Annotated in this window: 8 protein-coding genes and 1 pseudogene; 7 read left to right on the top strand and 2 right to left on the bottom strand. The window is 70.8% G+C overall.

The window, feature by feature from the left end; translation table 11 throughout:
* Positions 1-20 precede the first annotated feature (20 nt).
* The 4 genes from FE633_RS23145 to FE633_RS23160 are packed head-to-tail and all read left to right on the top strand — an operon-like array spanning position 21 to position 5021.
* Complete coding sequence (locus FE633_RS23145; RefSeq protein WP_138047059.1) at positions 21-1595, top strand: ABC transporter substrate-binding protein; 1575 nt, start codon at positions 21-23, stop codon at positions 1593-1595.
* The gene (locus tag FE633_RS23150) at positions 1592-2545 is read left to right on the top strand and encodes an ABC transporter permease (protein ID WP_138047060.1); all 954 of its coding nucleotides are present in this window, start codon (positions 1592-1594) and stop codon (positions 2543-2545) included. The genes FE633_RS23145 and FE633_RS23150 overlap by 4 nt, the downstream gene beginning before the upstream one ends.
* On the top strand, positions 2542-3414 hold the full coding sequence (locus FE633_RS23155; RefSeq protein ID WP_138047061.1) for an ABC transporter permease: 873 nt from the start codon (positions 2542-2544) through the stop codon (positions 3412-3414). Before FE633_RS23150 ends, FE633_RS23155 begins: the two co-directional genes overlap by 4 nt.
* Positions 3411-5021, top strand: coding sequence for an ABC transporter ATP-binding protein (locus FE633_RS23160; RefSeq protein WP_138047062.1), 1611 nt, complete (start codon positions 3411-3413; stop codon positions 5019-5021). Before FE633_RS23155 ends, FE633_RS23160 begins: the two co-directional genes overlap by 4 nt.
* A 47-nt stretch (positions 5022-5068) precedes the next feature.
* Here FE633_RS23160 and FE633_RS23165 read toward each other — a convergent pair whose 3' ends face one another.
* Both FE633_RS23165 and FE633_RS23170 read right to left on the bottom strand, forming a co-directional pair.
* A complete protein-coding gene (locus tag FE633_RS23165) occupies positions 5069-6256 on the bottom strand; it encodes a M20 family metallopeptidase (protein ID WP_138047063.1) in 1188 nt (395 codons plus the stop codon).
* 49 nt (positions 6257-6305) lie between these two features.
* Positions 6306-7859 (bottom strand): AbgT family transporter, encoded by a 1554-nt coding sequence (locus FE633_RS23170; protein WP_138047064.1) that lies wholly within the window; start codon positions 7857-7859, stop codon positions 6306-6308.
* Positions 7860-7974: 115 nt separating this feature from the next.
* On the opposite strand from FE633_RS23170, the gene FE633_RS23175 reads away from it, so the two are divergent.
* The 3 genes and pseudogenes from FE633_RS23175 to FE633_RS23185 all read left to right on the top strand — a co-directional run bounded on the left by FE633_RS23175 (position 7975) and on the right by FE633_RS23185 (position 13820).
* Complete coding sequence (locus tag FE633_RS23175) at positions 7975-9000, top strand: Lrp/AsnC family transcriptional regulator (RefSeq protein ID WP_138047065.1); 1026 nt, start codon at positions 7975-7977, stop codon at positions 8998-9000.
* 119 nt (positions 9001-9119) lie between these two features.
* Positions 9120-9296: pseudogene (locus FE633_RS23180) on the top strand (sugar ABC transporter permease); the annotation flags it as partial.
* 447 nt (positions 9297-9743) lie between these two features.
* Complete coding sequence (locus FE633_RS23185) at positions 9744-13820, top strand: nSTAND1 domain-containing NTPase (protein WP_138047066.1); 4077 nt, start codon at positions 9744-9746, stop codon at positions 13818-13820.
* The last annotated feature ends 257 nt before the right edge of the window (positions 13821-14077 follow it).

Consider the following 14077-nt stretch of genomic DNA (forward strand, 5'->3'; position numbering starts at 1 on the left):
CCACACCCCAAGGAACGGTCATGTACGAAGAACGCTTCCCCGGCCTGCGCCGCCGCGGCTTCCTCGCCGCCACGGGCGCCGCCTCACTCGGCGCGCTCGCTCTCGCAGGATGCGGCGGCTCCGGCAGCGAGGGCTCCGACGCCAAGGGCGACGGCACTCCGAAGAGAGGCGGGCGGCTGCGCGCCGCGTTCGCCGGAGGCGGCGCCGGCGAGACCCTCGACCCGCACCTGGCCAACCTCTTCGCCGACGCCGCCCGCGCCAAGGCCATGTACGACAAGCTCGCCGACTACGGCGCCGACCTCTCCGCCCAGCCCCGCCTCGCCGAGAAGTGGGAGTCGAACAAGACCCTGGACCGCTGGCAGGTAACCCTGCGCAAGGCGACCTTCCACGACGGCAAGCCGGTCACTGCCACCGACGTCCTCTACAGCTACCGGCGCATCGCCGCCCCGAAGCAGGCGTTCCGCGCCAAGGCGTCCCTGGAGCCCATCGACCTCGACGCCAGCCGCGCCACCGGCGAGCGGAGCATCGAGTTCGTCCTCAAGCGGCCCACCGCCGAATTCCCCAACGTCCTGGCCGCGTTCGGCGCGTACATCGTCCCGGAGAACGCCTCCGCCTTCGACAAGAAGCCGATCGGCTCCGGCCCCTTCCGGTTCGTCTCCTTCGCCCCCGGCCGCTCCGCCGTCTTCCGCCGCTACGCCGACTACTGGGAGGGGGCCCCGCACCTCGACGAGCTCGAGTTCATCGTCGCCAACGAGGAGTCCGCCCGCGTCAACGCGCTCCTCGGCGGACAGGTCGAGTACGCCCACGAACTCAATCCCGCCACCGCCCGCGCCCACGAGGGCAAGGGACAGATCGAGATCGTGCGCCTGCGCAACAGCGCCATGCAGGCGTTCTGCATGAAGACCGACCGGGCCCCCTTCGACGACAAGCGCGTACGCGAGGCGTTCTGCCTCATCGCCGACCGCAAGGAACTCGTCGACGGCGCCCTGTCCGGTGCGGGTGTGATCGGCAACGACCTGTTCGGCAAGGGCTACGAGTACTACGCCGACGGCCTCCCCCAACGCGAACAGGACCTCGACAAGGCCCGCGCGCTGCTCAAGCAGGCCGGCGCCGAGAACCTGAAGGTCACCCTGGACACCTCGGCCGTAGCCACCGGATTCACCGAGGCCGCCAGCATCTTCCGCGACCAGGCGAAGAAGGCGGGCGTCACGATCGACGTGAAGATGGGCAGCAAGGACTCCTACTGGGCCGACATCCTCGACAACGGCACCCTGTGCTGCTACCGCTCCGGCGCCATGCCCATCGAGGCCCACATCTCCCAACGGCTGCTCACCGACTCCACCACCAACGCCACCAGGTGGCAGCACAAGGACTTCGACGCCCTCTACGAGCAGGCCCAGTCCACCCGCGGCAAGACCGAACGGGCCGCTGTCTACGAGCGGATGCAGCGCCGCCAGTACGCCGAGGGCGGCTTCCTCATCTGGGGCTTCGCCGACTGGATCCTCGGAACGGCCGGCAATGTGAAGGGAGTTGAGACCAGGGCCCCCGCCAACACGCTCGACTGGGCCCGCTTCGACAAGGTCTGGCTCGCGTGAGCGGACTGCGTTCCTTCGTCGCCCGGCGGCTGCTCCTCGGCGTCGCGCAGACCGTGGCTGTCGTGCTGCTGGTCTTCGCGCTCACCGAGGCGCTGCCGGGCGACGCAGCCATCGCCCTGGCCGGCGACCAGCCCGACCCCGCCCGGATCGCCGCCGTCCGCGAGGCCATGCACCTCGACCGGCCCGCGTACGAGCGGCTGGCCGACTGGGCTGCGGGCCTGCTCCACGGTGACCTGGGCACCTCGCTGACCTCCGGCCGCCCGGTCGGCCAGTACATCGCCGACGGCTTCGGCCCGACGCTCCTGCTGGCCGCGCTCACCGTGGGCCTGCTCGTCCCGATCGGCTTCGGCCTCGGCGTGCTCGCCGCCCGGCACGAAGGGCGCCTGGCCGACCGGCTGATCAGCTCGGTCACGCTGGCCGTGTACGCGGTGCCCGAGTTCGCCCTCGGAGTGCTGCTGGTGAGCGTCCTCGCACTCCGACTGGGCTGGCTGCCGCCGACCGCCGTCGGCTACGGCACCAACCTGTTCGGCCACCCGGCCGCGCTCGTGCTGCCCGTGCTGGCCCTGCTGTCCCGCCCGGTCTGCTCCCTGTCCCGCATGGTGCGGGCCGGCATGATCGACGCGCTCTCCTCCCCCTACGTGGCCCAGGCCCGCCGCTACGGCATCTCCGGCGCCCGCATCCGCTACACCCACGCCCTTCCGGGCGCCCTCGCCCCCGCCGCCCAGCAACTCGCCCGCACCATCGACTGGCTGTTGTGCGGCGTCATCGTCGTGGAGGCGCTGTACGTGATTCCCGGACTCGGCACCGTCCTGCTCAACGCCGTCGCCGAACGCGATGTGCCGGTGGTCCAGGGCCTAGCCGTGGTGTTCGGCGTCCTGACCGTCGTACTGAACCTGGGCGCGGATCTCGTCGCCCACCGTCTCGCGCCCCGGGCGGGGGTGGCCGCATGAAGAAGCTACGGACGGGCCGCTTCGCACTCGGCGTGACGGTCGTCGCCGTACCTCTGGCACTCGCCCTGCTGGGCCCGCTGTTCGCCGGCGCCCCGGGGCCGCGGACGGCGTCCTTCACCCTCGGCGGCGGGCACTGGCTCGGCACCGACTTCGTCGGCCGGGACGTATGGCAGCAGGTGCTGCACGGCGGCCGGCCAGTCGTGCTGACCGCCCTGGCCGCCACCGCCCTGTCGTATCTCGTCGCGCTTCCCGTCGGCCTGGTCGGCACGCTCACCCATCGCCGCTGGTTGGAGGAGCTGCTGATGCGTCCCCTGGACGTCCTGCTCGCCGTCCCGTCGCTGCTGATGATCCTGCTGGCCGCCACGGTGTTCTCCCCAGGCGCCGTCGTTCTCGCCCTGCTGGTCGCGCTGGTGAACGTGCCCGACGCGGCCCGCCTCGTACGCGCCGCCGCCTCGGAGGCCGCCTCCCGCCCCGCGGTCGAGGCGCTGCGCATGCAGGGCGAGACGTGGTGGCGCATCGCCGTCGGCTACGTCGGCCGTTCCATGCTGCGCACCCTGGCCGCCGACGCCGGCACCCGGCTGACCGGCGTGCTGTACCTGGTCGCCACGGCTGCGTTCCTCGGCGTCGGGGTCGCCCCGGACGCCGCCGACTGGGCGGTCATGGTCGACCGCAACCGCACGGGCCTGTTCGTCCAGCCGTGGGCCGTGGTCGTACCCGCGCTGCTGATCGTCGCACTGACGATGGGCACCAACCTCCTCTTCGACGCCGCGCTGGCGGACGACAGCCGAACCGACCGTGCCCGGGGCGCGAGGCTCCCGGAAGCGCCCAGAACCATCCGCAACCGGGCAGGGAGTGAAGCACGCCCGTGAACCACGCAGACGAGACAACAGACCAGGTCGGCAGTCCCGTCGGCCCCGGTGACGCCACCGAGGAGCCCGTGGCCGAGATCCGGAACCTGCGCGTCGAGATCGGCGGCAGGCCGATCGTCGACGGAGTGAGCCTCAGGGCCCTCCCCGGCAAGGTCACCGCCCTGGTCGGCGCCTCGGGCAGCGGAAAGACCACCACCGGCCTCGCCCTGCTGGGCGAGTACCCGCCCGGCGCCCACGTCACCGGCGACGTACGCCTGGCGGCCGACGGCCGGGTCGGCTACCTCCCCCAGCACCCGGCCTCCGCCCTCAACCCCGCCCGCCGCATCTCCGCGCTCCTGACGGACATCGCCCGCGCCCAGGTACGCCACCTGCCCCGCGGCCGGCGCCGGGCAGCGGCCCGCGAACGCGTCCAGCGCGCCCTCGCCGAGGCCCAACTCCCAGACGCCGAGATCCTGTTGCGCCGCTACCCGCACCAGCTCTCCGGCGGCCAGCAGCAACGCGTCGTCCTGGCCCAGGCCCTGCTGCTCGGCGCCCGGGTCGTCGTCACCGACGAGCCCACCACCGGTCAGGACGCCCTGACCAAGAGCCGCATCGTGGCCCAGTTGGCGGCCGTCGCGGCACGTGGCATCGCCGTCGTCCTGCTCAGCCATGACCTGGACGTCGTACGGGCACTCGCCGACGAGGTGATCGTCATGCGGGCGGGCCGGGTCGTGGAGTCGGGCCCGGCGCACCGCCTGTGGCTCGCGCCCCGGCATGAATGGACCCGCGCGCTGCTCTCCGAACAGCCGGAGTTCGCGGAACCGGAAAGCGCGACCGACACCGGTCGGCCCGTCCTGCGGATACGCGACCTGACCGCCCGCCACCGCAACAACACACGCGGCACGACCGAGGTACTGCGCATCCCCGAACTCGACCTGCACGCGGGCGAATGCCTGGCCGTCATCGGCCGCTCCGGCAGCGGCAAGACCACCCTCGCCCGCTGTCTGGCCGGACTCCACCGCGACCACGCCGGAGAGATCCTCCTCGACGGCACACCGGTGCCGCGCAGCCTGCGCGACCGCGGCCGCGGCCAGCTGGCGGCCGTGCAGTACGTCTTCCAGGACGCGCGCGCCGCCTTCGACGAACACCGTCCGGTCCTGCACCAGATCGCCCGCACCGCGATCCGGCTGCGCGGCACCGAGACCTCCGCCGCGACGCGGGAGGCCCTGGCCACTCTGACCGGCCTCGGCCTCCCCGAGGACCTCGTCCGCCGACGCCCCGGACAGCTCTCCGGGGGCGAACTCCAGCGCGCGGCTCTCGCCCGCGCCCTGCTCGCCCGGTCTCGCGTCCTCATCTGCGACGAGATCACCTCCGGCCTCGACTCGATCACCCGCCGGGGCATCCTCGGCATCCTCACCACCCTGCTGCACGACCGCGACGACCTGTCCCTCGTCCTGATCACCCACGACCTGGACACCGCCGCGCTGGCCCACCGCATCGCCGTCCTGGATGCCGGCGAACTCGTCGAACAGGGACCGGCCCAGCGAGTCCTCACCGCGCCGAGCCACCCGTTCACCGTGTCGCTCATGGAGACAGCGACACGGCTGGGGGCGGGAACGGGCACCTGACCACCTCTGTGGCTCTTGAGTGGGGAGGGTCTGCATCGCGATCATGCTCAGCCGCGCAGCGGCTTCGCCAGTCGTCGTAGCAGTCCCGCGACCAGTGCCGTCTGGGCGGGCACCGTGTCGGGGTAGATGAACTCGCCCTGGGCGTGGGCGCCGTCGCCGATCGCGCCCATGCCGCACAGCACCGGCAGGCCGAGGGCGGCGACGAAGTTGGCGTCGCTGGCGCCGCCGACGGCGGCGTCGGGCAGGTCGTCGCGGCCCTGTTCGCGGGCGACCTCGCGGGCGAGGCCGAGGAGGGGGGCGGAGGCGGCGTTGAGGGTCATCGGCGGCCGGTTCCAGGCGTGGTCGATGTCGATGCGGACGCGGGGGTCGCTGACCTCGATGGCGTCGAACTCCGCGTCGACGCGGTCCTGTTCGGCCTCGCTGCTGACCCGGATGTCGACGCTCGCGGTGGCCTGCCCGGCGACGACGTTGGTGGCGCTGCCGCCCTTGATGAGCCCGGTGTTGATCGTGGTGCCCTTGTCGGGGGCCGCGACGGTCGCGGCGGCGACCACGAACTCGGACAGTGCGGTGATCGCGCTCGCCCCGTCCTGGGGCGCGAGCCCGGCGTGCGCCTCGATGCCGGTGGCGGTGACCTGGAAGATCCCGGAGCCCTTGCGGGCGGTCTTGACCGCACCGTGCGCGGTCGGCTCCAGCACCAGCGTGACGTCGACCTTCTGCGCGAGTTCCTCGATCACCGGGCGCGAGGACAGGGAGCCGATCTCCTCGTCGCCGTTGAAGAGGAAGGTGACGGTAGGCACGGGGGCGCCGCTCTCCCGGGCCAGTTTCAGGGCCCAGATGCCCTGGGCCAGGCCCGTCTTCATGTCGAAGATGCCCGGTCCGCTGAGTTTCTCCCGACCGTCGTCGGACGCCTCCGGCTGTACCCATCCGGCCAGGGCGCCGGTCGGCCATACGGTGTCGTAGTGGCCGACGAGCGCGACGTGCCCGGTGCCGGTGCCGGTGCCGGTGTAGGTCAGGGTGAGGGTGTCTCCGCACTCGCCGCCCGGGTAGCGGTGTTCCTGGTCGGGCTGTCCGAGCCGGTGGACGGCCAGCTCACGCAGGAGGTCCAGGCCCGCCGCGAGGCCGGGCAGGTCGTAGCTGCTGGTCTCGTGGCGGACGAGCGTCAGGATGTCGGTGACGATCTCCGACGAGACCTCCTGGGCACGGGCGGTGAGAGCAACAGCAGGCGATGCGGTCATGATCTTCTTTCTCGTACGAAGGTGTGGGGGGTGGTCTTCGCGGCGGGGGTCAGCTGATGCCGAACGGGATGCCCAGCAGGTACCAGGCCACGAAGAACGCGACCCAGACGACCCAGACGACGGCGGCGATCGGGATCGTGAAGGAGGCCAGGGTGCCGATGCCGGCGGACTTGCGGTACTGCTGGATGAAGCCCAGCGCCATCACGAAGTACGGGCTCATCGGGGTGACGCAGTTGGTGACCGAGTCGGCGACGCGGTAGACGGCCTGGGTGGTCTCGGGCTCGATGTCGATGAGCATCAGCATGGGCACCAGCACCGGCGCAGCCAGCGCCCACAGCGCGGAGCCGCTGGTGATGACGAGGTTCATGAACGTGATCAGCACGGCGATGCCGACCAGCACGGTCCATCCGTGCATGTCCAGGTCGCGCAGTGTCTCGGCGCCCTTGACGGCGAGGATGTTCCCGATGTTCGTCCACTTGAAGTAGGCGAGGAACTGGGAGATCGCGAAGAAGAGAACGAGTATCGGCGCCATCGAACGGGTGCCGTCCACCATCGCGGCGACGATGTCGCGGGCAGCGGAGAACGTACCGGTCATCCGGCCGTAGACGGTGCCGAGCACGGCGAAGAACACGCCCAGGACGAGCGCCATCCCGCCGATCAGCGGGGAGTCGACGATGCCGCCGCCCTCGCCGCGCAGCGGTGAGGACGCGGGGATCATGGCCACCGCAAGGAACACGATGAAGCCGAGGGCGACCAGCCCGGTCACGCGCAGCGCGCGGCGCTGCTGCTCGGTGACCTCGATCGCCTCCAGCTCGGTGGCGTTCAGCTCGGCGGCCGGCTCGTCGGGCTCCAGGTCCGAGCGGCGGGCGAGGACCTTGTCGACGACGAGCGTGATCACCAGGGCCACGAGGACCGACGAGCCGAGCCCGAAGAAGTAGTTCGCCACCGGGGTGACCACGTGGTCCGCGTCGATGGTGTGGGCGGCGGCGGTGGAGATCGACGACAGCAGGACGTCGGTCGTGGTGAGGGACGGCGAGGCGTCGTAGCCGGCGGAGATGGAGACGTAGGCGACGATGCAGCCGAGCACGGGGCTGCGGCCCGCCGCGCGGAAGATGAGTGCGCCGAGCGGGATGAGGGTGACGTAGGCGGCGTCGCCGGCGACATGGCTGACCATGGCCGTCATCGACAACGCGAAGGTCAGGTACCTCCCCGGCACCCGCGCGACCATGCGGCGCAGCAGCGCCGAGAACAGTCCGCTCCTCTCGGCGACAGCGATGCCGAACATCACGGTGAGGATGGTGGCCAGCGGCGGGAAGGCCGCGAAGTTGTCGACCGCCCCCTCGACGGCCATCGCGAGGCCGTCCTTGCTGAGCAGGTTCTGCACCTCGATGGTCTCGTGCGTGCCGGGGTGCACGGCGCTGACGCCGACCGCCGCCAGCACGGCGCTGAGGACGGCGACCACCCCCGCGAGGATCCAGAACAGCCAGAACGGGTTGGGCAGTTTGTTACCGATCTTCTCGATCGCCGCGAAACTCCGGAACGCGGTACGCAGGACTCTCGACTGGGGCTCAGTCGGCTGTGGCTGGGCAGAGGTGGCACTCATCGGTACCTCTTCGTGCATTTGAGGGATGTTCCTGCGAACAATGGCACTCTGATGAGAGATTCTCTAGCCCTTGGATGTAACAGTGGGATTAACCGGCAGTCTAAGGTGGGGCACCATGACCCGCCCTCTGCTCGACGAGCTCGACCGGCGCCTCATCGGAGCGCTGCACCTGGCGCCCCGCGCCACCTGGGACGACATCGGCGAGATCCTGTCCGCCGACGCCAGCACGCTCAAACGCCGTTACGACCGGCTGCACGAGGCCCGGATGGTCCGGGTGATCGGGCAGGCCGACTGGGGCATGCACTCCACGGCGATGCCGGTGCACGTCTTTCTGGACATCACCGGCGAAACCCCGCTCGCCGTCCTTCGCCGGCTCCGCGAGCTGCCCCACCTCCAGCTCCTGGCGCAGATCTCCGGCGACTACCCGCTCTACGCCGTCGTCCACGCCCCCTCCGAGGCGGCCACCAGCGAGGCGATCGACCGCATGTTCTCCGTCCCCGGCGTCCGCCGCGTCAACGCCCTGCCCGCCCTCAGCACCCATCGCCGGGGCCACACCTGGGACCCCCAGTTCCTCACCGACACCGAACGCGCCGACCTGCTCAAACTCACCGGCGCCCGCCCCGAGGGCACCGCGACCGCGACGCCCCCCGCCAAACCCCTCAGCGAGGCCGAACGCACCGTCGTCGCCCAGCTGATCCAGGACAGCCGGGCCTCCGCCGCGAGCATCGGCCGAGCCGCCGGCCTGGCCACCTCCACCGCGCACCGCGTCGTCCGCCGGGTCCTCGACGAGCGATGGGTCAAACCGCGCCTGGAGATCGTGTCGGAATGGCTGGGCTTCCAGACCCCCTTCATCCTCCGCCTGCGGGTCGCCCCCGGCGAGACCCCCGACGTCATGCGCCGCATCGACCAGCTCCCCCAGACCCGGCTCGCCGCACACGTCGCCAGCGACATGTCCGTCCTCGCCACCGGCCTGGTCACGGACCGCTCCGCCCTGGCGCTCTTCATCGACAACGAACTCGCCAGGATTCCCGGCATCCTCACCGTCAGCGTCGACGTCATGCTCGCCGAACCGCGCCGCTACTGGCTGGACCGGGACCTCACCTCCGGCCTCGGCACGTTCCACGCGCCGACGCTGCTCTGACCGCGCCTTCGGAGGAGCTCAGCGGCATGGGCGGCGGCCGGCCGCCGCCGTGAGGCGGCAGTCGGGCCCGAACGGGACACCGACAGCCTGGCTACGCTTTACACCAAGCGCCCATTACGGGGCAAAGTTGGTCCGCCCTGCTGGGCGTGCTCATCATCCAGTCGATCGCCTCGGGCATGGCGCTGCTGAGAGTCGAGCCCTCGGTCCAGTTCATGATCACCGGTGGGGTGCTGCTCACCGCGGTGGCCTTCGACTCGTTGGCGCGGCGCGCTGCGCAGTCGCGCCGGCGGGCCTGAGGGACGTATGGGCGGTCGGCAGCCCTACCGCCGCCGCGCCCAGCAGCGGCGAGGCAGCCGTGTCGTTCGGCGCCGGTCCCTCCCCTCGTGGGGACCGGTGCCGAACGGTGGGGCGCGGTCGATGCGCGCCTTGCCGGTGCGGATCGAGGAAAGGCCGGAGATCTCTCGAGCTCACGCGGCGAGACCGTCGCCACCGTTTCGTACCCCCGGCGGAAGTTGACCGAGAAGCGGCGTCATGAGTTGTCTCTCCGAGCGTGAACTGATGGCCTGTTCGTGCTCCGCGAGGTTGGTTCGCTGCTGCGCTGTGATCCTTCCAGCTGAGGCTCCCGCCGAGGAGGTCCCTGTACTGGGCCACCTACTTAACTGCAGGTCAGCCCTATAAAGTGAGTTTTCCGGTCCGGATGTCTCCGGATGTCTCCGGATGTCCAGATGCGAGGGAAGTGGGGAGTGGAGACCTTGAGTTCCGACTCGGGGGCACGCACAGCCTTCGCGGAACGTCTCGCGCTGCTGTACAAGGAGGCAGGTAATCCTCCCCTCAAGAGCGTGTCCGAGGCGGTCGTCCGGCTTCAGCGGGTCGACGAACGAGGGCGGCCCGTACGGGTGTCCGCTCAGCGGATCAGCGACTGGCGGCGTGCCAAGAACGTGCCCGCCCAGTTCGCCGCCCTCGCGGCGGTGCTGCACGTCCTGATCCCCCAAGCCCGGCGATCGCAACCCGCGCCGGTGTCCACGGGCCTGTACGACCTGGCCCAGTGGCAGCGCCTGTGGGAGCGCGCGGTCGCCGACCCGGTCGGCGACCATCCCGCGACATCCGCGGAAGAGAAGGAACAACCCCCGGTCGAAGCCCCAGCCGTCCCCGGCGGTGTGTGCCCGTACCGGGGGCTTGCTTCGTACCGTCAACAAGACGCCCGGTGGTTCTTCGGCCGCGAGCGGAGCACGGATGCCCTCGTTGCTCAATTGCGCGCGGCGGAGACGACGGGGGGCCTGGTCATGCTCGTCGGCGCTTCGGGGGCAGGGAAATCCTCCCTGTTGAACGCCGGCCTCGTGCCCGCGTTGCGGAGCGGCGCACTGAACGACGACGAGGACGGCCGGGCCGGAGACGTACTGCAGCTCGTGCCGGGAGTCGATCCCCTCGCGGAGCTGACCCGCCGGATCCCCGAGCTCGCATCCGTGGTCTCCCCCGCGGAGGAAGCGGCGGCGAAAGAGCCCGGTACTCCGCAGTTCGCGCACGCCGTGCGGGCGGCCGTCACCGCCTGGGCGGAACGCGAGACCTCCTCCCCCGCCCGTCCGGTCGTCATCGTGGATCAGTTCGAGGAGGCGTTCACCCTCTGCTCCGACGAGGCGAGCAGGCGCGCTTTCATCCAGCTCCTCCACGCCGCGTGCTCACCCGCCGCCCCCGGCGCCCCGGCCCCCGTCCTCGTAGTTCTCGGCATACGCGCCGACTTCTACGAGCAATGCCTCCGGTATCCCGAACTGGCTGACGCGCTGCAACACCGGCACATGGTGCTCGGGCCGCTGACCACCACGGAGCTGCGCGAAGCGGTGACCGGCCCGGCCAAGGCCGTCGGCCTGGAACTCGAACCGGGGCTGGCGGAGCTGATCATCCGGGAAGTGAGCGCCGACGGCCCCCGCGGCACACACGACGCGGGCGTGCTGCCCCTCCTCTCCCACGCCCTGCTCGCGACCTGGCAGCGACGGAAGTCGGGAAGACTGACGCTCGCCGGCTACCGCGCGGCGGGCGGAATACAGGGGGCGGTGGCGGCGACCGCCGAGCGGGCCTGGTCCCACCTCGACCCGGCGGCACGCACGGCCGCGAGACTCCTTCTCCTCAGGCTGGTCCGGCTGGGCGAAGACACCCAGGCCACCCGCAGGCGGGGGACGCGGCGCCAACTGGCCGACGAGTCGACGGATCCCGACAAGACGGAGGAGTCGCTCGAAGCGCTCGTCCGCGCCCGGTTGGTGACCCTCGACGCGGAGACCGTGGAGATCACCCATGAAGCGCTGCTCCACGCCTGGCCACGCCTGCGCGAGTGGATCGACGAGGACAGGAACGGCAACCTGCTGCGCCAGCGGCTGGAAGAGGACGGCAGGGCCTGGGAGGCCTCGAACCGCGACTCGTCACTGCTCTACCGGGGTTCCCGTCTGGAACAGGCCTACAACTGGGCGAAATCCTCCCGCGACACCGGTGACGCCCGTGACGCCGGCAATGCCGACAATGCCCGCGATGCCGGTGCTCTCGGTAAGACCTTCCTGACCCGGAGCGCGGTGGAATTCCTGGCCGCTTCGGTCAGGCTGCGCAGGCGCGCCGTGTGGATCAGCCGTAGTGCGGTGTCGGCTCTGGTCGTCCTGGCGCTGCTGGCCGTCGGTTCGGCGGTGGTCGCGTGGCAGCAACGGAACGACGCCGTGTTCGAGCAGGTGCTCGCCGAAGCCGATCGGGTCCAGTACACGGATCCGTCGTTGTCCGCTCAACTCGACCTGGTGGCACACCGCCTGCGCCCCGACGACGAGGACACGAACAACCGGCTGATCTCGATAGTGAACGCGCCGCTGGCCACGCCGCTCCTCGGCCACACCGGCGCCGTCTACCTCACCTCGTTCAGCCCGAACGGGCGGATCCTGGCCACCGCCAGCTACGACCGCACCGTACGGCTGTGGGACGTGAGAAACCCGACCCGCCCCGAACCTCTGGGCAAGCCCCTCACCGGCCACACGAGTTGGGTGAGCAGCGCGGTCTTCAGCCCGGACGGCGAAACCCTCGCCAGCGCCGCCGACGACGGCACGATCCGGCTGTGGGACGTGCGGGATCCCCGCCACCCGCGCCCGCTCGGTGCACCTCTGACCGGCCATGACGGCACGATCTACCTGCTCGCCTTCAGCCCGGACGGACATACTCTGGCCTCTGCCAGCGAAGATCACACCGTTGGCCTGTGGGACGTCGACGACCCCCGCCGGCCGAAGGAGCTCGGTGCTCTGACCGGCGCCACCGACGCCGTACGCGCCGTGGCGTTCAGCCCCGACGGCCGGACGCTGGCGGCCGGCGGTGACGACAACACGATCAGACTGTGGGACACGGCCGATCCGCGTCGTCCGAAGCCCATCGACCGGGTGCTGACCGGACACACCGACCTGGTGCACTCCGTGGCCTTCAGCCCCGACGGCCGGACCCTCGCCAGTGGCAGCGCGGACGACACCATCCGTCTGTGGAAGGTCGCCGACCCACGTCGCGCGGCGCCGCTCGGCGCGCCGCTCACCGGCCACACCGGTCCCATCTGGTCCGTGGCCTTCAACCCTGACGGGACCACGCTCGCCGCCGCCAGCCAGGACAGTACGGCGAGCCTGTGGAACGTCAGTGATCCGGCATACCCGTCGCAGGTCGGCGAGCCGCTCGCGGGAAGCCAGGGCGAGATGTACGCCTTGGGCTTCAGCCCCGACGGCCAAACCCTCGCCACCGGGAGCGGCGACGACGTGGTCCGCCTGTGGTCGATACCGACGTCGGACATGATCGGGCGCGTCGGAGCGTTCCGCCCGGACGGGCAGGTGCTCGCCACGGCCGCGCGCGACGGCAGGATCCGCTTGTGGAACGTGGGGACTCCCAACCGGCCCGTGCCGCTGAGTGAACCGTTCACGCCCGGGGAGGGCGAGGTACGTTGGCCGACCTTCTCCCCCGACGGCCGCACCCTCGCGGTGCTGACCGGAAGCCGCGCTGTGCAACTGTGGAACGTCACCGACCCGACGCGGCCTGTCGCCTACGGGCCGCCCGTCGCGCTGCGGACACGGTTCGCGGCCGCGCTGGCCATCTCGCCGGACGGGCGCACGCTGGCCACCGCCTATGACGACCGCACCATCCAGTTGTGGAACATCAGCGACCCGTCCCGCCTCCGCCGGCTCGGCAAGCCGCTCTCCGGCCACACGGGCTACGTCAACTCCCTCGTCTTCAGCCCGGACGGCCGTACGCTCGCCAGCGGCAGCGCGGACACCACCATCCGGCTGTGGAACGTGACCGACCCACGGCATGCCGCCCGGCTCGGGGCACCTCTCAAGGGTCACCTGGGCCCCGTCAACGCACTCGTCTACAGCCCGGACGGCGATACGCTGGCCAGCGGCAGCGACGACGGTACGGCCCGGCTCTGGAACGTCACCGATCCTCGCGAGGCGACCCGGCGGGGCTCCCCGCTCACCGGCCACACCGAAGCGGTCGTGTCGCTGACGCTCAGCAGGGACGGCCGCACGCTGGCGAGCGGCGCCCACGACAACACGGTCCGGCTCTGGGACGTCGCCGACCCGTCCGAGGCCGCTCCCATCGGTCAGTCGATGAGTCCCAGCGCCAAGACGGGAAATTTCTTGGCGTTCAGCCCCAAAAGCCACATGCTCGGGGTGTCGAGCGGCACCGATACCGTAAGACTGTGGAGCCTGGACGTCGACGAGGCCATTCGTCACATCTGCTCAACCACGCAGGGCGTTCTGACCCAGGAAAAATGGCACGAGTATCTGTCTCGCCTTTCGTACGAGCCTCCTTGCGGTCAGTAACGAAGGCCAGGCCTGGTTCTCCCCGTTTCCACTCCTGTGAACAGCGTTGCGTGATCCCGAACACAACTCCCGTCGCAATCGAGCAGGGGGCTCCCGCCGCACGAGCAGCCTTGTTAGGCTTGGTCACAGCCCGATCGCTGGTGCATCCCCCGTCGCCAGCGATCGGGCCCTTCCATGTCCTGCCGAGAACACGAGCACCATGGATCGGGATGGGCGGAAGCCCTCATTACACATCGCGGCGTGGCCGGATTTCGCCT

Source organism: Streptomyces montanus, from assembly GCF_005786655.1.
GTDB lineage: Bacteria > Actinomycetota > Actinomycetes > Streptomycetales > Streptomycetaceae > Streptomyces > Streptomyces sporangiiformans.